The sequence below is a fragment of the Streptomyces sp. 2114.4 genome, assembly GCF_900187385.1.
In the GTDB taxonomy this organism is placed as follows: domain Bacteria; phylum Actinomycetota; class Actinomycetes; order Streptomycetales; family Streptomycetaceae; genus Streptomyces; species Streptomyces mooreae.
Map to the genome: position 1 here is coordinate 4,155,729 of NZ_FYEY01000001.1, position 20,063 is coordinate 4,175,791.

The following is a 20,063-nucleotide window of genomic DNA, read 5'->3' on the forward strand; positions in this document are numbered from 1 at the left end:
CGGCATGCGACGGCACCTGAATTGTGGACGGGGAGACGGTGGGGCGGCCGCCCGGCGGACTCTGCCTGCCTTCGCGCTACTCCGCTTCGTTCTGCCGGTCTTCCTTCTCCGGGCCTTTCTTCCCCTGGCCTTCCTTCTGCCGGCCTCCCTCGTGCTGCTTCCTCGCGAGTTCGCTGGCCCTTTTCGCCTTTGCGCTGGTCACCTCATCGGCTGCCCAACGGGCCCATTCCTCCTGGGTCGCCGACATCCGCAGCCCGTACTCCAGCGCGATCCGCCCGTAGACCGAAATCATTTCCTCGTCCCACTCGGCGGTCTCTTCGACGTGCTCGAGCGTGGCACGGGTACGAGCGGCGCGCTCGGCCTGATGCAGGAGGAAGGCCTGTGCCTCGAGAGGCGTCACGATGCCGAGGAAGAAGACGCGCAGCAGGCCGTCATCGCGAGGGGGGCCGCCGGGTTCGACGTCGGTGAGCCAGTGGCGCAACTGCGCCAGGCCGTCCTCGGTGATCGCGTACTCCTTGCGGCCGCGGGGGCCGTGGGCGGCGATCTCGACGAGTCCGGCGGCCGTGAGCTTGGTGAGCTCGCCGTACACCTGGCTCTGTGTGGCCGGCCAGACGTTCGACAACGAGGCGTTGAACAGCTTCATCAGGTCGTATCCGCTTGCCGGGGCCTCGGCCAGCAGGCCCAGCACTGCATGTCTCAGGCTCATGACCGGCACATTACCTTCCACTGTTGACATGTCAAAGGTAGAGGTTCTACATTCGACATGTCGAAGTTGGAATGTGTGGCAGGTTGCGGCGACTCCGCCCCGGCGTTGAGGCACGCGGCCGTGCAGGAAGAGGGGGAATCATGAACTACCTGCGGAGCTTCATTCCGTGGCTGGTCTTTGCGGGGGTGGGCGCCGCCGGCTGGCAGTGGGGGGCGCTCGCCGGCCTGCTGATAGCCGTGGCGCTGCTCATCGCCGACCGCGCCGCGGGCCTTTCGCTCGACTACCGGCTGCTGGAGTACGGCACGATTCTGTTCTTCGCGGGCCTCAGTGTGCTGGCCTTCGCCCGTCCCGACAGCGGACTCAAGATGTACGGCAGTGCCTTGTCGCAGGGCTGGCTGGCGCTCATCGCCTGGGTGTCGATCGCCGTCCGGAGGCCCTTCACGATGGGGATCGCGCGACGGATGGCTCCGCCCGAGGTCTGGCACACCCCGCTGTTCCGCCGCATCAACGTCGTGCTCACGGCCACGTGGGCGCTGTCCTTCACGCTCACCGCTATCGCCCAGACCGTCGCCTCTCTCCAAGCCTGGAACGTCATCGTCTCGATCGCCCTCCAGGTCGCCGGATTCGTCCTTCCCATCCGCTTCACCGCCGCCTACCCGGAGCGGGCCCGCGCCCGCTTCTTGGGGAACTCCGGCGTGCGGGCCGACGCCCAAGGAGACCTGGCCGTATGACCACCACACCCCCGACCACCGCAACCGCATCGACCGCTCCCGCACCCCACATGGCCGGCAACTTCGCCCCGGTGAAGGACGAGGTGACCGCCTACGACCTCCCGGTCACGGGCACGATCCCGCCCGAGCTCACCGGCTGGTTCCTGCGGAACGGCCCCAACCCGAGGGACGCCGCCTCTGCGCACTGGTTCTTCGGCGACGGCATGGTCCACGGCCTGCGCCTGGAGGGCGGCCGGGCCGTCTCCTACCGCAACCGCTGGGTCCGCACCTCCACCTTCGAAGGCGAACCCACGGTGGACGCGCAGGGCCGCCGCAACCTGGCGGCGGGCGTGGCCAACACCCATATCGTCCGGCATGCCGGGCGCACTCTCGCCCTGGTCGAGTCGTCCTTGCCGTACGAGATCGACTGCCGCCCCGGCCATGAAATGGAGACTCTCGGCGCCCATGACTTCGGGGGCCGGCTCACCACCGCCATGACCGCCCATCCCAAAACGTGCCCCACCACCGGCGAGCTGCATTTCTTTGGATACGGCGGCTCCACCCCGCCCTATCTCACCTACCACCGTGCCGACGCGTCAGGGGAGTTGGTGATCAGCCGCCCCATCGATGTTCCGGGCCACACGATGATGCACGACTTCCATCTGACCGCCGGCCATGTCATCTTCATGGACCTCCCGGTCGTCCACGACCGCAGCCGCCCCGGCATGCCGTTTGCCTGGGATCCGGAGTACGGCGCCCGGCTCGGGGTGCTGCGGCGTGACGACCCCTATGGCGAGGTCCGCTGGCTGCCCATCGACCCTTGCTACGTCTTCCACGCCCTGAATGCCCATGACGAGGGGGACCAGCGGATCGTTCTGTATGTGTCCCGCTACGCCGAATTCGGCGGGAGGACCCCGGCACACCTCTGGCGCTGGACCATCGACCTCACCACGGGCATGGTCGCCGAGGAGCAGCTCGACGACCGGTTCTGCGAGTTCCCGAGGGTGGATGACCGGCTCGCCGGGCTGCCGGCCCGCTTCGGCCATGCCACCACCGGTGAGCTGCCGGGCAGCGGCCCGATACCCGGTGCCTTGCTCCGTTACGACCTGCAGACCGGTGCGGTCGTCCGGCATGACTTCGGCCCGGGGCGTACTCCCGCCGAGGCTGTCTTCGCCCCGGCGGACGACCGCCCGGGAGGTCCGGGCTGGCTGATCACTTATGTCTACGACGCCTCCACGGACACCAGCGATCTCGTCGTGCTCGACACGGAGGACATATCCGCCGCCCCCGTCGCCACGGTCCATCTGCCGCAGCGGGTGCCGTACGGATTCCACGGCAACTGGCTCCCCGATCCGGTCAGTTGAGGTAGTGAGGGGCGTCATGAGGGGACCCGGGCCGCGCAGGATCTGATCCTTGACAACTCAAGACTGCGTACGGCGGGGCCGGGCGGGGCTCGGGGTGGACGCTGGGTGGCGTTCAGGGGGCGCCGGGCCCGGCAGCGGTTCGGTGCTCCGGGTGGGCACCGGCCGCGTCGCCCCTCGGCGCGGTCCTGCTTGCGTCCGACGCCAGGGCGTCCATGGTGCGGGCCTGTACCTCCCGGTGTACGGCAGCGGCGATGAAGGCGGCCGTGTGCTCCGCGCCCACCAAAGCCCGCACCGCCTGCACGGCTTCGGCGGGGAGCAGCACCGTTTCCGCCACCACGGCGGGGCCGGGCGCGGTACGAGGGGCCGCGGCCTGCCCGGAGTCGGCCGTCACTGCCGACGCCTGGACCCGCGCCTCGACGGACCCGATCGCCTCTGCCGGTAGTGCCTCGCGGAGGTGATGGCGCAGGTAGCCGGTGGCGAGGGTGCGCATGGCGCGGGCGAGTTCGGCGTCAATCGTCTGCTGGGCCAGAGGGCGCAGCCGGCGTACGAGGACGGCGGCCTCCGCGGCCCCGGCCTCGCTGGGCGGGTGGTCCAGGAAGGGCTGGAAGACATGCTCGGTGGTGAAGTCCAGGAAGCGGGAGGCGATGTGCTCGACCTCGACCCGCACCTCCCGCAGATGGCCGGTGATCGCCAGAAGCGGGACGCCGGCGGAGTGCAGTTCGGCGGCGACGGCGAGTTCCTGCGGGCTGGGGACGAGAAACGTGTCGTCCTCGCCGGGGATCCTTTCCAGGACGCCGAGTTCGACGGCCTCGGCGATCGCCTCCTCATAGGAGGAGCCCCCGAAGGCGGCGTCCAGGTCCGGGCGGCTGACGCGGGACGCCTCCTCGTCGGTCCACGGCCCGTCGATCTCGGCGACCAGGCCCAGGACCCCGCCGAGGCCGAGTCCTGCGTCCCAGGCATCCAGGAGTTCCTTGATGCTGGCGAGGGAGTATCCGCGGTCGAGCAGATCGGCGATCTGGCGCAGCCGGGTCAGATGGGTGTCGCCGTAGACATTGGCCCGGCCCCGGCGCTCCGGGCGGGGGAGCAGCCCGCGGTCCTGATAGGCGCGGATCGTGCGGACCGTGGCGCCGCTGAGGTGCGCCAGGTCCTCAATGCGGTATTCGCCCTTCGGCGGCTGCTCGGTCACTGGGGTGCTCCTTACGAGAGACGGCAGCGCATAGAGGCCGGGACTGCGGCCGAGCCCGGCTGCGGATGCGTGCCGGGATCCGGGCCGAGCCCCGGCTGCCGGCCGGGCGTCCGGCCTTACAGCCGCGGCTCGAAGCGGGCAAGGGCGCGCAGCGCGCGGGGGGCGAAGCGGGACATCAGGTGGGCGCCGCGGGCTTCGGGGGTGACCGGCACCACCGCCTGGTTGCGGACGACCGCACGCACAATGGCGTCGGCGACCTTCTCCGGAGGGTAGTTGCGCAGCCTGTACATCCGCGAGGCCCTTGCCTGGCGGCGCTTCTCCTCGTCGGCCGGGACACCGGTGAAGCGGGCCGTTGCGGTGATGCCGGTGTTGACCAGCCCGGGACAGATGGCCGAGACGCCGATGCCCTGACCGGCCAGTTCGGCACGCAGGCACTCGCTGAGCATCAGAACGGCCGCCTTGGACGTGCTGTAGGCGGGCAGCACCCTCGACGGCTGGAAGGCGGCAGCCGAGGCGATATTGACGATGTGGCCGCCCTGCCCGCGGTCTGTCATCCGCTTGCCGAAGACCCGGCAGCCATGAATGACGCCCCACAGGTTGACGTCCAGCACCTTCTTCCAGTCCTCGGTGCCGGTCTGCAGGAAGGGGCCGGACATGCCGATGCCTGCGTTGTTCACCAGGACGTCGACGGTGCCGTACTCGGTGCCGACTTTGTCGGCGAGTTTTTCCATCGCCGCCTCGTCCGAGACATCGACGACCTCCGCCCAGGCTTCCGGCGCACCGACCAGCCGGGACAGCTCGGCGGTCCGCGCCGCGCCCTCGGCATCCCGGTCGACGGCGACGATCCGCGCGCCGGCCTCGGCGAAGGCGAACGCCGTCGCCCGGCCGATGCCGCCGGCCGCGCCGGTCACCAGCACCAGCTGACCGCCGAACCGGTCGGCATGCGGGCCGGATGCCGCGACCTGCTGTGCCGGGTTCCCCTCTTCCTTGGCGGTGACGAACGCACCGATCCAGGAGACGAGCTGGTCGGGGCGGGTACGCGGGACCCAGTGCTTGGCCGGGAGGGTGCGCCGCACCAGCTGGGGCGCCCACTGCTCCAGGTCGTCGTACAGCCGCCGGGAGAGGAAAGCGTCGCCGGTCGGGGTGATCAGCTGGACCGGGCAGTGCGCATAGGCGTCGCCGCGCGGGCGGCGCAGCCGGGGAAGAACATTGTCACGGTAGAGCCAGGCGCCGTGGGCGGCATCGGCCGGCAGTGAAGCGGTCGGGTAGTCACCGCCCGGCACCTTCTCCAGGCGCCGCAGGATCTGTGGCCAGCGCTTGCCGAGCGGACCCTTCCACGCCAGTTCGGGCAGCACGGGCGTGTGCAGCATGTAGACGTACCAGGACTTGGCGCTCTGGTGGAGGAGCTGGGCGGCGCGCCGGGGCGTGGGGCGCGCCATGCGCTTCTTGATCCAGTGGCCGAAGTGGTCCAGGGACGGGCCCGACATGGAGGTGAAGGAGGCGATCCGGCCCTCCGTACGGCGCACCGTGGCGAACTCCCAGGCCTGGACGGAGCCCCAGTCGTGGCCGACGAGGTGAACCGGGCGGTCGGGGCTGACGGCGTCGGCGACGGCCAGGAAGTCGTCGGTCAGCTTCTCCAGGGTGAAGCCGCCGCGCAGCGGCCGCGGAGCGGTGGACCGGCCGCAGCCCCGCACGTCGTAGAGCACCACATGGAACCGGTCGGCCAGGCCGCGGGCGACCTCGGACCACACCTCTTTGCTGTCCGGATAGCCGTGCACCAGCATCACCGTGGGCTGTGCCGGGTCCCCCAGCTCGGCGACGCACAGCTCGATGCCACCGGTCCGCACCCAGCGCTCCCGCGCGCCGTCGAGCCCCGCGCCGTTTCCGGCCCCGGGCTGCGGCCCCCGCCCCGGTCGCTGTCGCTTTCCCCGACCTCGTTCCGTGTTCACGCTGCCTTCTCCTCCTGCCGGTGCCGCACATGCGGCAGATCGTCGTCCAGCCGAAAGGCCTTCTCCTGCGGGCCCTTGGAGTCCGTCACGACCAGGACCTCCTCGAACTTCGCGCCCGTTCCCCGGAACCCGAGGCGGGGTTCGACCGCCCACAGGCACGGCTGCGTCCGGCTGCGTCAGGTGGTCGGAGAAGGCGTAGGGGCTCCACAGCGGGGATCAGCCGGCACGGGTGACCGAGATGACTGAGGCCATCGTCAACCGTCCGTCCCTGAGCGGTGCATCGCGGTACGCGTCCGTAACCTGACACTGACGAATGTGACAATGGCCGACGGCTGCGTCAAGGGGGCCTTCGGGCAGGCACCCCACCCCGACGCCCTGACCACTCGAAGCAGGAGACCCCTACGGGCACGTAATACCGCAGGGGGAGGCACATCCCACCGTCTGGTCTGACGACCGCTGTGGCCGGGGCCACTACCGTCGATGACGTGACTGTGATCGTGACCGAAAGCCTGAGCAAGCGGTACCCGCGGGTGACCGCGTTGGACCGGCTCTCCCTTGACATCGCCCCCGGCGTAACGGGCCTGGTGGGCGCCAACGGTGCCGGCAAGTCCACCCTGATCAAGATCCTTCTCGGACTGGCCCCGGCCACCGAAGGGACCGCGCACGTCCTCGGCCTGGACGTGACCAAGGACGGCGGCGCCATCCGTGAGCGGGTCGGCTATATGCCCGAGCACGACTGCCTGCCCCCGGACGTATCGGCCACCGAATTCGTCGTGCACATGGCCCGGATGTCCGGACTGCCGCCGGCCGCCGCCCGTGAGCGCACCGCGGACACCCTGCGCCACGTCGGTCTCTACGAGGAGCGCTACCGCCCCATCGGCGGCTACTCCACAGGTATGAAGCAGCGGGTGAAACTGGCCCAGGCGCTGGTCCACGACCCACAGCTGGTGTTCCTCGACGAGCCCACCAACGGCCTCGACCCGGCCGGGCGGGACGAGATGCTCGGTCTGATCCGGCGCGTGCACACCGACTTCGGGATCTCCGTCCTGGTGACCTCCCACCTCCTCGGTGAGCTGGAGCGGACCTGTGATCATGTCGTCGTCATCGACGGCGGCGCACTGCTGCGCTCCTCCTCGACGGATGAGTTCACACAGGTCACGGCCTCGCTGGCGGTCGAGGTCACGGACACCGATGCCCATCCGGACGGCACCGCGGCGCTGCGCGCGGCCCTGGCCGCCGCCGGAGCCACCGTCACCACCGGCGCTGCCGGTTCGGAAAGCCTCGCCTCGGCCGGGCACCTCCTGTACGTCGAGGCGGCCGGAGAGGAGACCTACGACCTGGTGCGGGACACCGTCGCCGGACTCGGGCTCGGCCTGATCCGGATGGAACAGCGCCGGCACCGGATCGCCGAGGTCTTCCGCGATGCGGACGCGGCGCACGACACCCCCGCCACCGAAGGCGCCCCGAGCGCCCCGTATGCCACCCAGGACGGAGGCGCCCACGATGTCGCCTGAGCCCACGACTTCCGCGCCCGCGACTTCCGCGCCCGTGACGTCCGCATCCGCCGCGCCGGGTGGCGCCTATATCCACAACATCGGCTACCGCCACTACGACGGTCCCCGTCTGGGCCGCGCCTACGCCCGGCGGTCGCTGTTCTCGCAGAGCCTGCGCGGTTCCTACGGTCTGGGCCGCTCGGCCAAGAGCAAGGTGCTGCCGATGCTGCTCTTCGCGGTGATGTGCCTACCCGCCGCGATCATGGTCGCGGTGGCGGTGGTCACCAAGGCCGGCAGCCTCCCGGTCAGCTACTCCCGCTACGCCGTCTACCTCCAGGCCGTCATCGGCCTCTACCTGGCCTCCCAGGCCCCGCAGTCGGTCTCGCGTGACCTGCGCTTCAAGTCCATACCGCTGTACTTCTCCCGGCCCATCGAGCGCAGCGACTACGTGGCGTCGAAGTTCGCGGCGATGGCCGCCGCTCTGCTGATCCTCACCGGCGCCCCGCTGCTGGTCCTCTATGCCGGCGCGCTGCTGGCCGAGCTGGACTTCGCCGACCAGACCAAGGGGCTGGCACAAGGACTGGTCGCCGTGGTGCTGCTCTCCCTGCTGTTCGCCGGGATCGGCCTGGTCGTCTCCGCGGTCACACCCCGTCGTGGGTTCGGTGTCGCGGCCGTGATCGCCGTCCTCACCATTCCGTACGGTGCGGTGAGCGCCGTCCAGAACATCGCCTTCGCGCAGGGCAACGAGGCAGTCGTCGGCTGGCTGGGGCTGTTCTCCCCCATCACGCTGATCGACGGTGTGCAGTCGACCTTCCTCGGCGGCACCAGCTCCTTCCCCAACCACGTGGAGCCGTCGACCGGTGCCGGATTCGTCTATCTCCTCGTCACCCTGGCCGTCATCGTCGGCTGCTACGCCCTGCTGATGCGCCGCTACCGGAAGGCCGGCCTGTGACCGCCCCTCGCCGCCGGCTCCCGGCGGCCGGCACCCCCGGCCCGACCACCACCCTCCTAAGGAATGGGCTGCGCCCATGAGCACTCTCACCATCGACCACGTCTCGCGCTGGTTCGGCAACGTCGTCGCCGTCAACGACATCACGATGACCATCGGCCCCGGCGTGACCGGCCTGCTCGGCCCCAACGGCGCGGGCAAGTCCACGCTCATCAACATGATGGGCGGCTTCCTCGCGCCCTCCAACGGCTCGGTCACCCTCGACGGGACCACGATCTGGCGCAACGCCGGTATCTACCGTCACATCGGCATCGTCCCGGAGCGCGAGGCGATGTACGACTTCCTGACGGGGCGCGAATTCGTCCTCGCCAACGCGGAGTTGCACGGACTCGGCCGGGCGGAGGCGGCCAGGGCGCTGGCCACCGTCGAGATGGAGTACGCCCAGGACCGCAAGATCTCGACGTACAGCAAGGGCATGCGGCAGCGCGTGAAGATGGCTTCCGCGCTGGTCCACGACCCGTCCGTGCTGCTGCTCGACGAGCCGTTCAACGGCATGGACCCCCGCCAGCGGATGCAGCTGATGGAGCTGCTGCGGCAGATGGGCGACCAGGGCCGGACGGTCCTGTTCTCCTCGCACATCCTCGAAGAGGTCGAACAGCTCGCCTCCCACATCGAGGTGGTGGTGGCCGGACGGCACGCCGCGTCCGGTGACTTCCGCAAGATCCGCCGCCTGATGACGGACCGCCCGCATCGCTATCTGGTCCGGTCGGACAACGACCGGGCACTGGCCGGTGCGCTGATCGCCGACCCCTCGACGGCCGGCATCGAGGTGGACCTCGCCGAAGGCGCGCTGCGCATCCAGGCGGTCGACTTCGGCCGCTTCACCGAACTCCTGCCGCGGGTCGCCCGCGACCACGGCATCCGCCTGCTGACGGTCTCGCCCTCCGACGAGTCGCTGGAATCCGTCTTCTCCTACCTCGTAGCGGCCTGAGGCCCTGAAAGGAGCCCTGACGCATGTCCACGACCACTCCGATGGCCCCCGCCGCGCCCCCCGGCGCGCCCAAGGCCGCGCTCTTCCACCCGACCGTCGCCCGGCTCACCTACCGCGCCCTGCTCGGCCGGCGCCGGGCCCTGGTCCTCTTCGTGCTGCCTGCCCTGCTGGTGGCGCTCTCGGTGGCCGTCCGGACGCTGACCGGCGCCGATGACTCCACCGCCGGAGGCATCCTGGGCACCTTCGCGCTGGGCACGATGGTGCCGCTGATCGGCGTCATCGCCGGTACGGGCGCGATCGGCCCGGAGATCGACGACGGCTCGGTGGTCTATCTCCTCGCCAAGCCGGTGTCCCGGCCGACGATCATCTTCACCAAACTCCTGGTCGCGATAGGCGTGACGGTCGCCTTCTCCGCCCTCCCCGTGCTGCTCGCCGGCTTCCTCCTCAACGGCAACAGCCAGCAGATGGCCGTGGGATTCGCCGTGGCGGCAGCCGTCGCGTCGGTCGCCTACAGCGCCCTCTTCCTCTTCTTCGGCACGATCAGCCGGCACGCCGTCGTGTTCGGCCTGGTCTACGCCCTGGTCTGGGAGTCGCTGGTCGGCACCCTCATCCCGGGCGCGAAGACGCTCAGCGTCCAGCAGTGGGCGCTGGCGGTCGGCCAGAAGGCAGCCGCGGAAGGAGCGATCGCCTCTGACGTCCAACTCCCCGTCGCCATCAGCCTGCTGGTGGCCCTCACGGTCGCTGCCACCTGGTATGCCGCCCGCCGCCTGAAGGCGCTCACCCTGTCCGGCGAGGAGTGACGAGGCGAAACGAGGAGTGAGGAACGAGGAGTAACGACGTCCGGGCGCGGCGCGGGGGGAGGGCCTACGCGCGCGGCGGGGACTGTGGACGCGGCGGGGAGTCCCGGGGGGCACGGCGGGGACCGCAGGCGCGGGAATGCCTCCTAAGCCCCGCCCCCGCCACTGCCCCCGCCGCTGCCCCCGCCACTGCCTCCACCCGCGCCACTCCCGGCGCGTGCCTGCCGGCCGTTGAACTCCCGGACGTTGCGCAGATGTTCCCGGTAGTCGGCGGTGAAGCGGGTGTCGCCCGGTTTGACGGTGACGAAGTAGAGCCAGTCGCCGGCGGGCGGCGCGCCGGCCGCCTTCAGCGCGTCCGCCCCGGGATTGTCGATCGGTGTCGGCGGCAGGCCCTGGTACCGGTAGGTGTTGTACGGGTTCTTGGTCCTGGTGTCGGCGTGGCTGGTGTGCAGGGTGCTGCGGGCCAGCGCGTAGTTGATCGTCGAATCCATCTGCAGCGGCATGTGGTGCGCAAGCCGGTTGTCGATGACCCGGGCGACCTTGCCCATATCGGCCGGCCGGTCGGCCTCGGCCTGCACGATGCTGGCGATGACGACCGTCCGGTAGGAGGCGATGCCGTCGGTGGCGAGCCGCTGCTTGGCGGTTTTGACCATGTAGCCGAGCAGCGACGCCGGAGTGGTGTCCGAGTCGAGGGGATAGGTCGCCGGGAAGAGGTAGCCCTCGGGGTTGCCCTTCGCCTCGGCCGGCAGGTCCAGATGCGCGCTCTCGGCGGCCTTCGCGGTGGACCCGGCCGGACGGTGCAGGGCCTTGTCGGCGGCCGCGTAGACCTGCGAGACCCGCTGCCCCTCCGGGACGGTCAGCGTCTGCCCGGGCCGCAGCCCCCGCAGCAGCCGCGGCAGCAGCAGAACGGCAAGGACGACCAGCACACACAGCACCGCTACGAGGACGAGCCGGCCGGTGCGGGAGATCCGCGGTCCTGACCGGCGAACGGTGCGCTCCACATCGCTCATGGGGGCACGGTAGGCGAGACCGAAGGGGCGCGTGGCGGCTGCTCCCCGGATCTCCGCCGACGGCGGAGATCATTCACCGGCTCGCCATCCACCGGCCACACCCCGGCCGGTAACGGGACGAGGTCCGGGCCGCCGCACCAACCCGACGGGCGGGCGGCCCTGCTCCCGTTCCCTCCCCGCCTCGCCCTCCTCACCGGACGGCCGGTGCTCCGATCCGCTGGTCCCGGCCCGCACCCATGCCCACCAGGGCCAGTCCGGCGCAGACGCCGATCAGCAGCACGAGGGGGACGGTCCAGCCGTGGGTGGCCTGGTGGACGGCCCCCAGGACGAGGGGGCCGGCGGCCGCCAGAAGGTACCCGCCGGTCTGGGCCATACCGGAGAGGCGGGCAGCGGTGTGGGCATCACCCGAGCGCAGCACCATCATCGTCAGGGCCAGGCCCAGCGCACCGCCCTGTCCCACGCCGAGAAACGCCGCCCACAGCCAGGCGCCCGCCACCGGTGCCAGCAGCAGTCCGCCGATACCGCAGGCCATCAGCGCGGACACGGCCACTGCCAGCAGCCGCTGACGCCGCATCCGTCCCGCGAGCATCGGCACGATGAATGAACCGACCATCTGCAGCAGCGTGCTGAAGGCGAAGACCAGGCCCGCTTCGCCCTTGCCCATGCCGTGGTCGGTGAAGATCGTCGGCATCCAGGCGATGGACACGTACGCGATCAGCGACTGCGAGCCCATGAAGAGCGTGACCTGCCAGGCCAGCGAGGAACGGCTCAGCTTCGGCCCGTCCTCGCCGACGTGCAGAGGCGTGGCCGCGGCCGCGCCATGACGGGTGCCGCGCCGGGCCATGAGCGTCTGCGGAACCCAGACGACCGCGGCGACGGCGGCCGGCAGCGACCAGGAGACCAGCGCGCCCTGCCAGGTGCCGAGCGCGCTCTCCAGCGGGACCGCGGAGGCGGCCGAGACGGTCGCGCCCAAAATCATCGCGGTCGAGTACAGCGCCGTCATCCCCGCGGCCCGTTCCGGGAAGTCCCGCTTGATCAGGCCCGGCATCAGCACATTCAGCAGGGCTATGGAAGTACCGACCACGGCGCACCCGGCGAACAGCGCGACCACCGGCGGGGCGATCCGCAGCACGATGCCGCCGCACAGGGCGACCAGTGCCCCGCACAGCGCCGCCTCCGTGCCCCAGCGGCGTGCCAGCTTCGGCGCCACGATCGACCCGAGGCCCATGAAGATCAGCGGGATGGTCGTCACCAGGCTGCTGGCCGTCGCGGTCAGCCGGAAGTGCCGGCCGATCTCGCCGAGCAACGGCGAGACCCCGGCCAGCGCCGCCCGCATATTGACCGCGGCAAGAACGATTCCGGCCATGATCAGGGCCGGGTGGGCCCGTAGACGCCGGCGGGCCGCAGCGACCGGCGGTGCCGCGACCAGATCCTCCTCAGCGTCGATCAAGGTTGCTTCGGACCTGGGCCCTGCCATACGTGCGTACCTCGCCAAGGGTGGTGTGCGTTCGGGGAAGGGAGAAGAGAGAGAAGAGACGAGAGAGAACAGGAAAAAGGGACAAGAGGAAGCGGGAGAGGAGAAGAGAACTGAAGGCGGCAATCGGCATAGCGCCACGTGAGCGAGGGCGTCAGCGGCCGGCCAGCAGGTTCTCCAGGGCCTGCTTCGGCTTCTCCAGCACTTCGCGGATGGCCTGCTGAGCCGCCTCCGGGTCGCCCGCCGCGATCGCGTCCAGGACCGCGACATGATCGCCGTGCACGATCTTCGGCATCGCCCGGTCGCCGAGATAGTTGACCAGCGACTCCCGTACCGAGCTGCTGAACCAGCCGTAGGTCGCCGTCAGCGCGGTGTTGTGCGCGGCCTCGACGACGGCCTTGTGGAAGGCGATGTCGTGATCGGCGTAGAGCTCCAGGCTGTCGGCATCGGGGTGTCCCTCCGCGTCCGCCAGTTCGGCCTGAGCGTCCAGGGCCGCTCGCATCCGCTCCAGATCGGCGGGCAGATGGCGGAGCGCGGCCAGCCGGGCCGCTTCCGCCTCCAGAGCGATGCGCAGCTCCAGTACGTCGCGGATTCCGGCGCGCTGGACGCCGCGCATGACGTCGCCCGGGTCAGCGGTGGAGACGACGAAGGTGCCTTCGCCCTGCCGTGAGCGCAGCATCCCGGCGTGTACGAGTACCCGTACCGCCTCACGAACGGTGTTACGGCCGACCTGGAGCTGTTCGGCGAGCGCATGCTCGGTGGGGATCCGCGTCCCCACCTGCCACTCCCCGGCCGTCAGCTGGGACCGCAGGGTGTCGACGACGGTGTCCACGAGAGATTGTCGTCCCGCTGCCTGCAGTGCCATGCCTGATCCGATCCGATCCGATCCGGTCTCGTCCGGGGCTGGTCAGATCTGAGTCTGCTCTGCCCCGAGTCTGATCTGACGCGCGCTCTTGCCCGGTCATCCTACAAATGATGCATTCACCATACACGGAGGCGAGGGGCGTGAGGCAGGACGAGGGAAATAAGGGTAGCGAGGGCAGCAAGGGCAGCGAGGGAAGCGAGAGAAGCAAGGGCAGCCAGGGCAGCGAGGGAAACGAAGAGCGCGTCGGCCAGGAGGGCCCGCCGGTCGCCCGCGGGAGGCGGGGATGCGGTGCGGCGGGCCCTCCGGCGTCACAGTCCGATGTCCCGCTCCTGGATGTCCGCGAGGGATTCGCGCCGTACAAGAAGGCGGGCGTGCCCCTCGGCGACGGCGATGACCGGTGGCCGGCCGACGAGGTTGTAGCCGGAGGCCATCGAGAGGTGGTACGCACCGGCGACGGGTACGGCGAGCAGATCGCCGGGGCGGATGTCGCCGGGCAGCCGGGCATCGGCGGCGAGCACATCGCCGGCCTCGCAGTGCCGTCCGACCACGGTGACCGGTTCCGGGGCGGCGGTCGTGCGGCGGCCGATCAGCCGTGGCGCATAGCGCACCCCGTACAGCGCGGGCCGCGGGTTGTCGCTCATCCCGCCGTCCACCGCCACGAAGGTGTGCGCACCGGTGCGTTTGACGGACAGCACCCGGTAGAGGACGACACCGGCCGGGCCCGCGATGGCGCGGCCGGGTTCGATGGCGAGCCGTGGCACCGGCAGCCCGGCCGCCGCGCAGCCACCGGCCAGTTCGGCGCGGAGCCGGTCGCCGAGGGAGGCGAGGTCGAGCGTGGGCTCGCCGGGCCGGTAGGCGACGCCGTGGCCGCCCCCGAGATCCAGCTCGGGCAGGGTGATGCCGTGCTGCTCCTGAATCCGGGCCAGCAGGCCGATCAGCCGGCGCACGGCCGAGAGATAGGGCTTGACGGTGGTGATCTGCGATCCCAAGTGGCAGTGCAGGCCGACCAGTTCGAGCCGTTGCTGGCTGAGGACGCGTGTGATGGCGTGCTGTGCGGATCCGTCGGCGAGCGACAGCCCGAACTTCTGGTCGTCGGTCCCGGTACGGATCTTGGCGTGGCCGCCGGCGGCGACGCCCGGCACGACCCGGATCAGCACCTTCTGCCGGCTGCCCGCGGGGACCGCGGCGGCCAGCCGGGCGATCTCCGAGGTGCTGTCGATGACGATCCGGCCGACGCCGAGCCGCAGCGCCGCCCGCAGGTCGGCTGGGCTCTTGGCGTTGCCGTGCAGCACGATCCGCGCGGGCGGAAACCCACTGGTGACGGCCAACTCCAGCTCACCGGCGGAGCAGACGTCCAGGCCGAGCCCTTCCTCCCGCACCCAGTGGACCATGGCGCGGCACAGGAACGCCTTGGCGGCGTAGAAGACATCGGCGTCCGGGAAGGCCCGGAGGTAGGCCCGGCAGCGGTGGCGCACCTCGGCTTCGTCCAGGACGTAGGCGGGGGTGCCGAAGCGGTCGGCGATCTCGGTGAGGGGGACGCCGCCCACCGCGAGGTCGTCGTGGCCGAGCGGCGCGGCGGACCCGGGCCAGATGGACAGTGGCCCGGCGGCGGACGGCGGCTTCCCGGCGGACGGCAGTTCCTCGGCGGCGGGCAACGGCCCTTCGGCGGACGGCGGTTCGTCGGTGGGCAACGGAGGGTCGGCGGACGGCAGTTCCTCGGGGGACTGCAGCTGGTGGGCGGCCGGTGGCCCGCCCGCCACGGTGGCGGTGGCCGGCGGCGGAGCGCCGGTCCGGCGCGTGGTGCGGCGAGGGGGCTGGGGCAGTGTGCGGTGGCTCATGGCAGTGGCTCTCCCTCAGCCGGCCCGTAGGTGCTGACCACGGGAAATGCCGGGGGCGAACCGTGGATCGACGGTCAGGGCCGTCGCTCCGACGGGTTCGGCCAGCGCACGCAGGGCGGGCTCGGAGAGCCTGACCCAGGGCTGATCGCTGCCGAGGGCCGCGGCGAGCCGCTGGGGCGAGGTGAAGCCGACGGCGGTACGGCCGCCGCGCGGAGTACGGAACAGGCGGGCGGTGCAGCCCGCGGGGCCCGACCGGACAGGGACGAAGAGAAGCCCGGCCGGGACACGTTCGGCAGGCTCGGGATCTTCCGCGTACAGAAGGTGGGACACGGCGTTGCTCCTCGAGGGGACCTCGGCCCCGGACCGGTGGGAAACGCGTATGCCGGGGCTCGGCCCTGACGCTATTCCCGGGGAACCGGGCACTCCGCCGGCCACTGACGCGTCATTGACGGGTTGTGGACGCTACTTGACGCGATGCTGCTGCCTGGTGACCGATTGTGTATCAGTGGTGACACCGGGGCGCAGTGCGTGCGGTCGGGACGGTCCCTGGTGCGTGCGCTTTCTGCCCCCGTCCGCCGATCGCACGCCACCGCCGCCGGGCTCAGCCCGTCCGCCGGCCGCGGTCCCCCCTCTCGGGTGCGTTCCCCATGCCTTCCTTTCCTCCCTTTCCTCCATTCGTGTTGCCGTCCGTTGCTGTCTTGCTGTCTTGCTGTCTGGGTCGTCGCGTCGCCATACGGCGGCCGCTGCCCCGTATTGCCGACGCCACCGTGCGGTCCGCGGCACCTGTTCTCCCCGCCACGGCGCTCCCGGCGGCGCAATCCGACGCGCGCTAGCCTCAAATGGTGAAAATCGACGGGAAGACCGGCGGCAAGGCCGGCGGGAAGACCGACGGAACGTTCCAGGGAAGAACCACCGGTCAGGCCCCCAGCGGCCCCGGCAGCCCCGGCGACCCCGCCGGCTTCGATGCCCTCGACCGCCGGCTCGTGCATGCGCTGCAGCCGGGCGGCCGGGCGCCGTTCAGCCGGATCGCGGCGGTGCTCGGCGTCTCCGGCCAGACCGTCGCCCGCCGCTACACCCGGCACGGCGCCGGCGGCGCGCTCAAGGTGCTGGGGCTCGCCGATGCGCAGGCACTGGGCTACATCACATGGATGGTGCGGGTCCAGTGCGCACCGGACGCCGCCGTTTCCGTGGCCGAGGCGCCGGCCCGCCGTACGGACACGTCCTGGGTGAGTCTGATGTCCGGCTGCACCGAGACCGCCGCCGGACGCCGACGGTGAGACCGCTGCTGGAGCCGCCGCGCGGCGGCCGCCGGCCGTGGCCCGGCAACCCCCTGACCTGGGTGAAGGACTGGGTACGCAGCAGTCCCGGCACCCATATCTGGCTGCTGGTCATCGGCGTCACCAGCCTGGTCATCGCCTCCGCGTCCGAGGGACTGGGACAGTTCCTCATCCACCGCACCAGCAGCAACATCCACGAGCTGAACGAGCATCCGCTGCCGTCGCTGCTCATCAGCGGCTTCTGGATCGAACGCCCGTCGTCCTTCCTGCTCTACGTGGTGATGTTCGAGCTGCTGCACGCCAACGTGGAGCGCTGGATGGGCAGCATGCGCTGGCTGCTGACCGTCGGCGGTGCGCATATCGCCGCCACCCTCGCCAGCCAGGAGCTCGTCCTGCTGGCCATCGAGGGCCACCGGCTGCCGCGTTCGATGACCCATGTCGTGGACATCGGGGTCTCGTACGGGCTGGCCGCGGCCGCCGGTGTGCTGACCTACCGGCTGCTGCCGCCCTGGCGCTACGGCTATCTCGTCGCGGTGCTGGTCTTCTTCGGCATCCCGCTGACGACCGGGGCCTCCTTCACCGACTTCGGCCATGCCATCGCGCTGACCATGGGCTTTACGGCCTGGCCGCTGACCCCGTCGGCAGCCGGCACACGGCCGGAGCAGGACGCGGCACACCAGGAACCCGCCGCCGGGAAGCCGCCATCGCGCCAAGCCCCGCCCCCGCCCCCGGAGCCGGGCCCGGAGGACCGTCAGGAGAGGTAAAGCCGCTCCAACACCACCGCGACCCCGTCCTCCTCGTTGGAGGCGGTGAGTTCGTGCGCGACGGCCTTCAGCTCGTCATGGGCGTTGGCCATGGCCACTCCGTGGGCGGACCAGGCGAACATCGGGATGTCGTTGGGCATGTCCCCGAAGGCCAGGGTCTCCTTGGCGGTGACGCCCAGCCGGCGGGCGGCCAGCGACAGTCCGGTGGCCTTCGTCAGGCCCAGCGGCAGCAGTTCGACGATGCCCTCGCCGGCCACCGTCACGCCCACCAGATCCCCGGCGACCTGCCGTGCGGCCAGCGCCAGCGCATCGTCGTCCAGGTCGGGATGTTGGATGTAGACCTTGTTGAGCGGTGCCACCCACAGCTCGCCGGGGTCGTCCAGCATGACGTGGGGCAGCGAGCCCTCGTGGACGCGGTAGCCGGGGCCGACCAGCACCTCGCCCTCCAGACCGTCCCGGCTCGCCGCCAGATACAGCGGGCCGACCTCCGCCTCGATCTTGGCCAGCGCGAGACCGGCCAGCTGGCGGTCCAGCGTCACCGAGGTCAGCAGGCGGTGCTCACCGGCGTGGTAGACCTGCCCGCCCTGTCCGCACACCGCGAGGCCCTTGTAGTCCAGGGCGTCGAGGATGTGCCGGGTCCAGGGCACGGCGCGGCCGGTGACGACGATATGCGCCGCGCCCGCCGCGGTGGCCGCGGCGAGCACCCGGCGGGTGCGCTCGGAGACGGTCTCGTCGTGGCGCAGCAGCGTCCCGTCGAGATCCGTCGCGATGAGCTTGTACGGCAGCGGAGCGGATGAGCTCACTTGGCGACGGGCTCCAGGATCTCCCGGCCGCCCAGGTAGGGGCGGAGCACCTCGGGGACGCGCACGGAGCCGTCCGCCTGCTGGTGGTTCTCGAAGATCGCCACGATCGTGCGCGGTACGGCGCAGAGCGTGCCGTTGAGGGTCGCCAGCGGCGAGACCTTCTGCTTGCCGTCGACGGTCTCGCGCATCCGGACCGAGAGCCGCCGGGCCTGGAACTCGTCGCAGTTGGAGGCCGAGGTCAGCTCGCGGTACTTGCCCTGGGTGGGGATCCACGCCTCGCAGTCGAACTTGCGGGAGGCCGAGGCGCCGAGGTCACCGGTGGCGACGTCGATGACCTGGAACGGCAGCTCCAGACCGGTCAGCCACTGCTTCTCCCAGTCCAGCAGCCGCTGGTGCTCGGCCTGGGCGTCGTCCGGCGCGACGTAGGAGAACATCTCCACCTTGTCGAACTGGTGGACCCGGAAGATGCCGCGGGTGTCCTTGCCGTAGGTGCCGGCCTCGCGGCGGAAGCACGGCGAGAAACCGGCGTAGCGCAGCGGCAGCTTGGCCGCGTCGACGATCTCGTCCATGTGGTACGCGGCGAGCGGGACCTCGGAGGTGCCGACCAGGTAGTAGTCGTCCTTCTCCAGGTGGTAGACGTTCTCCGCGGCCTGGCCGAGGAAGCCCGTGCCCTCCATGGCGCGCGGGCGCACCAGGGCGGGGGTCAGCATCGGCGTGAAACCGGCCGCGGTGGCCTGCGCGATGGCGGCGTTGACCAGGGCGAGCTCCAGCAGCGCGCCGATGCCCGTGAGGTAGTAGAAGCGGGAGCCGGACACCTTGGCGCCGCGCTCGACGTCGATCGCGCCGAGCAGTTCGCCGATCTCCAGGTGGTCCTTGGGCTCGAAGCCCTCCGCCGCGAAGTCGCGGATCGTGCCGTGCGTCTCCAGGACGGTGAAGTCCTCCTCGCCGCCGACGGGGACGTCGGGGTGGACGAGGTTGCCGAGCTTCTGCAGCAGCGCCTGCGTCTCCTCCTTGGCCTCGTCCTGTGCGGCGTCGGCGGCCTTGACGGCGGCGGACAGCTCACCGGCCTTCTTCAGCAGCACGGCCTTCTCGTCGCCGGAGGCCTTGGGGATGAGCTTGCCGAGCGCCTTCTGCTCGGCACGCAGCTCATCGAAGCGGACGCTGGACGACCTGCGCCGCTCGTCGGCGGAGAGAAGCGCGTCGACGAGTGCGACGTCCTCTCCACGGGCGCGCTGGGACGCGCGCACACGGTCGGGGTCCTCACGGAGCAGGCGAAGGTCAATCACCCCACCAGGCTACCGGGCCTCGCTCCGCCCCTCGACGCGATATTCACCGGCATGTCATTTTGCCCGTTTTGGGCAATTTATTCCCCTGGGGTCGAGAGAGGGGAAACGGGTGGGAAATGCGCGCGCATTCCGTGCCGCGGATGGCCGGGCAAGGGGTCCTCGGTGCGGTCGGCGGGAGTCTTTGCGGGACCCGTCGGCGGCCTTCGCGGCGTCCGTCACGAGATCTTCGCACTGTCCGTGATGAGGCTTTCGCGGTCCGGGTGCCGGGTGATCCACGGTGTGGACAACGGGAGTTGAGGGGGTGCCGGGGCGGGGTGCGAGCCCCGATTCTCCCCTGGTTATCCCCTGGAAATCCTCGGTTGTCCACAGGGGGCAATGGTTTCGGGATCGTTATCCACAGGCTGTGTGTGAGATCTGTGGAAGCCGGAGCGGATCATTCCGCCCCCGAAATGCTCGGCTATGGATTCCTTGCCCAAACCCCGTTCACGCACTCTTTCGTGTGGGATTACCTCGCCCTAAAGGATTGATCACGTGAATTGTGCTGACGGCGCCCGGCGTGCGGTGCTGTGGAGTGGTGTGTGGTCAGTAGGGCGATATGTCG

Annotated in this window: 17 protein-coding genes and 2 pseudogenes; 8 read left to right on the forward strand and 11 right to left on the reverse strand. The window is 70.6% G+C overall.

Annotation, left to right across the window (positions count from 1 at the left end; all coding sequences use genetic code 11):
* Positions 1-76: 76 nt before the first annotated feature.
* Entirely contained in the window at positions 77-706 is a 630-nt protein-coding gene (locus CFW40_RS18210) for a PadR family transcriptional regulator (protein ID WP_088802197.1), read from the reverse strand.
* 140 nt (positions 707-846) lie between these two features.
* On the opposite strand from CFW40_RS18210, the gene CFW40_RS18215 reads away from it, so the two are divergent.
* Together CFW40_RS18215 and CFW40_RS18220 are read left to right on the forward strand one after the other, a co-directional pair.
* The gene (locus CFW40_RS18215) at positions 847-1,437 is read left to right on the forward strand and encodes a hypothetical protein (RefSeq protein ID WP_088798899.1); all 591 of its coding nucleotides are present in this window, start codon (positions 847-849) and stop codon (positions 1,435-1,437) included.
* The gene (locus CFW40_RS18220; protein WP_088798900.1) at positions 1,434-2,780 is read left to right on the forward strand and encodes a carotenoid oxygenase family protein; all 1,347 of its coding nucleotides are present in this window, start codon (positions 1,434-1,436) and stop codon (positions 2,778-2,780) included. Before CFW40_RS18215 ends, CFW40_RS18220 begins: the two co-directional genes overlap by 4 nt.
* Positions 2,781-2,892: 112 nt before the next feature.
* On the opposite strand, the gene CFW40_RS18225 is transcribed toward CFW40_RS18220, so the two are convergent.
* The 3 genes and pseudogenes from CFW40_RS18225 to CFW40_RS18235 all read right to left on the reverse strand — a co-directional run.
* A complete protein-coding gene (locus tag CFW40_RS18225) occupies positions 2,893-3,966 on the reverse strand; it encodes a MerR family transcriptional regulator (RefSeq protein WP_088798901.1) in 1,074 nt (357 codons plus the stop codon).
* A gap of 116 nt (positions 3,967-4,082) precedes the next feature.
* A complete protein-coding gene (locus CFW40_RS18230; protein ID WP_256331413.1) occupies positions 4,083-5,915 on the reverse strand; it encodes an SDR family oxidoreductase in 1,833 nt (610 codons plus the stop codon).
* Positions 5,912-6,131: pseudogene (locus CFW40_RS18235) on the reverse strand (Xaa-Pro aminopeptidase); the annotation flags it as partial. The gene CFW40_RS18230 and the pseudogene CFW40_RS18235, both read right to left, overlap by 4 nt.
* Before the next feature lie 242 nt (positions 6,132-6,373).
* Here CFW40_RS18235 and CFW40_RS18240 point away from each other — a divergent pair.
* The 4 genes from CFW40_RS18240 to CFW40_RS18255 all read left to right on the forward strand — a co-directional run bounded on the left by CFW40_RS18240 (position 6,374) and on the right by CFW40_RS18255 (position 10,148).
* On the forward strand, positions 6,374-7,429 hold the full coding sequence (locus CFW40_RS18240; protein ID WP_088798903.1) for an ABC transporter ATP-binding protein: 1,056 nt from the start codon (positions 6,374-6,376) through the stop codon (positions 7,427-7,429).
* The gene (locus tag CFW40_RS18245) at positions 7,419-8,360 is read left to right on the forward strand and encodes an ABC transporter permease subunit (RefSeq protein WP_256331412.1); all 942 of its coding nucleotides are present in this window, start codon (positions 7,419-7,421) and stop codon (positions 8,358-8,360) included. Before CFW40_RS18240 ends, CFW40_RS18245 begins: the two co-directional genes overlap by 11 nt.
* 76 nt (positions 8,361-8,436) lie before the next feature.
* Positions 8,437-9,348, forward strand: coding sequence for an ABC transporter ATP-binding protein (locus CFW40_RS18250; RefSeq protein WP_088798904.1), 912 nt, complete (start codon positions 8,437-8,439; stop codon positions 9,346-9,348).
* Between the two features lie 23 nt (positions 9,349-9,371).
* Positions 9,372-10,148 (forward strand): ABC transporter permease subunit, encoded by a 777-nt coding sequence (locus CFW40_RS18255; RefSeq protein WP_088798905.1) that lies wholly within the window; start codon positions 9,372-9,374, stop codon positions 10,146-10,148.
* A gap of 143 nt (positions 10,149-10,291) precedes the next feature.
* Here CFW40_RS18255 and mltG read toward each other — a convergent pair whose 3' ends face one another.
* From mltG to CFW40_RS18280, 5 genes are all read right to left on the reverse strand, one after another.
* A complete protein-coding gene (gene mltG, locus CFW40_RS18260) occupies positions 10,292-11,155 on the reverse strand; it encodes an endolytic transglycosylase MltG (protein WP_088798906.1) in 864 nt (287 codons plus the stop codon).
* Between the two features lie 190 nt (positions 11,156-11,345).
* Entirely contained in the window at positions 11,346-12,632 is a 1,287-nt protein-coding gene (locus CFW40_RS18265; protein WP_088798907.1) for an MFS transporter, read from the reverse strand.
* A gap of 151 nt (positions 12,633-12,783) precedes the next feature.
* Positions 12,784-13,494 carry a FadR/GntR family transcriptional regulator gene (locus tag CFW40_RS18270; RefSeq protein ID WP_088798908.1) on the reverse strand — a complete coding sequence of 237 codons (711 nt, stop codon included), beginning with the start codon at positions 13,492-13,494 and terminating at the stop codon, positions 12,784-12,786.
* A 308-nt stretch (positions 13,495-13,802) separates the two neighbouring features.
* Entirely contained in the window at positions 13,803-15,332 is a 1,530-nt protein-coding gene (gene lysA / locus CFW40_RS18275; RefSeq protein ID WP_256331411.1) for a diaminopimelate decarboxylase, read from the reverse strand.
* Between the two features lie 15 nt (positions 15,333-15,347).
* The gene (locus tag CFW40_RS18280; RefSeq protein ID WP_088798909.1) at positions 15,348-15,662 is read right to left on the reverse strand and encodes an SAV_915 family protein; all 315 of its coding nucleotides are present in this window, start codon (positions 15,660-15,662) and stop codon (positions 15,348-15,350) included.
* Positions 15,663-16,171: 509 nt separating this feature from the next.
* Here CFW40_RS18280 and CFW40_RS18285 point away from each other — a divergent pair.
* Together CFW40_RS18285 and CFW40_RS18290 are read left to right on the forward strand one after the other, a co-directional pair.
* Positions 16,172-16,594 (forward strand): annotated as a pseudogene (locus CFW40_RS18285) (Lrp/AsnC family transcriptional regulator); the annotation flags it as partial.
* Between the two features lie 20 nt (positions 16,595-16,614).
* Positions 16,615-17,373, forward strand: coding sequence for a rhomboid-like protein (locus CFW40_RS18290; RefSeq protein WP_256331769.1), 759 nt, complete (start codon positions 16,615-16,617; stop codon positions 17,371-17,373).
* Here the strand turns inward: CFW40_RS18290 and CFW40_RS18295 are convergent.
* Together CFW40_RS18295 and serS are read right to left on the reverse strand one after the other, a co-directional pair.
* Positions 17,361-18,176 (reverse strand): HAD family hydrolase, encoded by an 816-nt coding sequence (locus tag CFW40_RS18295; RefSeq protein ID WP_088798911.1) that lies wholly within the window; start codon positions 18,174-18,176, stop codon positions 17,361-17,363. The two genes, CFW40_RS18290 and CFW40_RS18295, sit on opposite strands and share 13 nt — an antisense overlap.
* A complete protein-coding gene (gene serS / locus CFW40_RS18300) occupies positions 18,173-19,462 on the reverse strand; it encodes a serine--tRNA ligase (protein ID WP_088798912.1) in 1,290 nt (429 codons plus the stop codon). Before serS ends, CFW40_RS18295 begins: the two co-directional genes overlap by 4 nt.
* Positions 19,463-20,063: the final 601 nt, after the last annotated feature.

What these genes read in the sequence shown, in the direction of transcription:
- CFW40_RS18210 (WP_088802197.1), bottom strand. Translation starts at nt 706, where the DNA reads ATGAGCCTGAGACATGCAGTGCTGGGCCTGCTGGCCGAGGCCCCGGCA.
- CFW40_RS18215 (WP_088798899.1), top strand. Translation starts at nt 847, where the DNA reads ATGAACTACCTGCGGAGCTTCATTCCGTGGCTGGTCTTTGCGGGGGTG.
- CFW40_RS18220 (WP_088798900.1), top strand. Translation starts at nt 1,434, where the DNA reads ATGACCACCACACCCCCGACCACCGCAACCGCATCGACCGCTCCCGCA.
- CFW40_RS18245 (WP_256331412.1), top strand. Translation starts at nt 7,419, where the DNA reads ATGTCGCCTGAGCCCACGACTTCCGCGCCCGCGACTTCCGCGCCCGTG.
- CFW40_RS18250 (WP_088798904.1), top strand. Translation starts at nt 8,437, where the DNA reads ATGAGCACTCTCACCATCGACCACGTCTCGCGCTGGTTCGGCAACGTC.
- CFW40_RS18255 (WP_088798905.1), top strand. Translation starts at nt 9,372, where the DNA reads ATGTCCACGACCACTCCGATGGCCCCCGCCGCGCCCCCCGGCGCGCCC.
- mltG (WP_088798906.1), bottom strand. Translation starts at nt 11,155, where the DNA reads ATGAGCGATGTGGAGCGCACCGTTCGCCGGTCAGGACCGCGGATCTCC.
- CFW40_RS18265 (WP_088798907.1), bottom strand. Translation starts at nt 12,632, where the DNA reads ATGGCAGGGCCCAGGTCCGAAGCAACCTTGATCGACGCTGAGGAGGAT.
- CFW40_RS18270 (WP_088798908.1), bottom strand. Translation starts at nt 13,494, where the DNA reads ATGGCACTGCAGGCAGCGGGACGACAATCTCTCGTGGACACCGTCGTC.
- lysA (WP_256331411.1), bottom strand. Translation starts at nt 15,332, where the DNA reads ATGAGCCACCGCACACTGCCCCAGCCCCCTCGCCGCACCACGCGCCGG.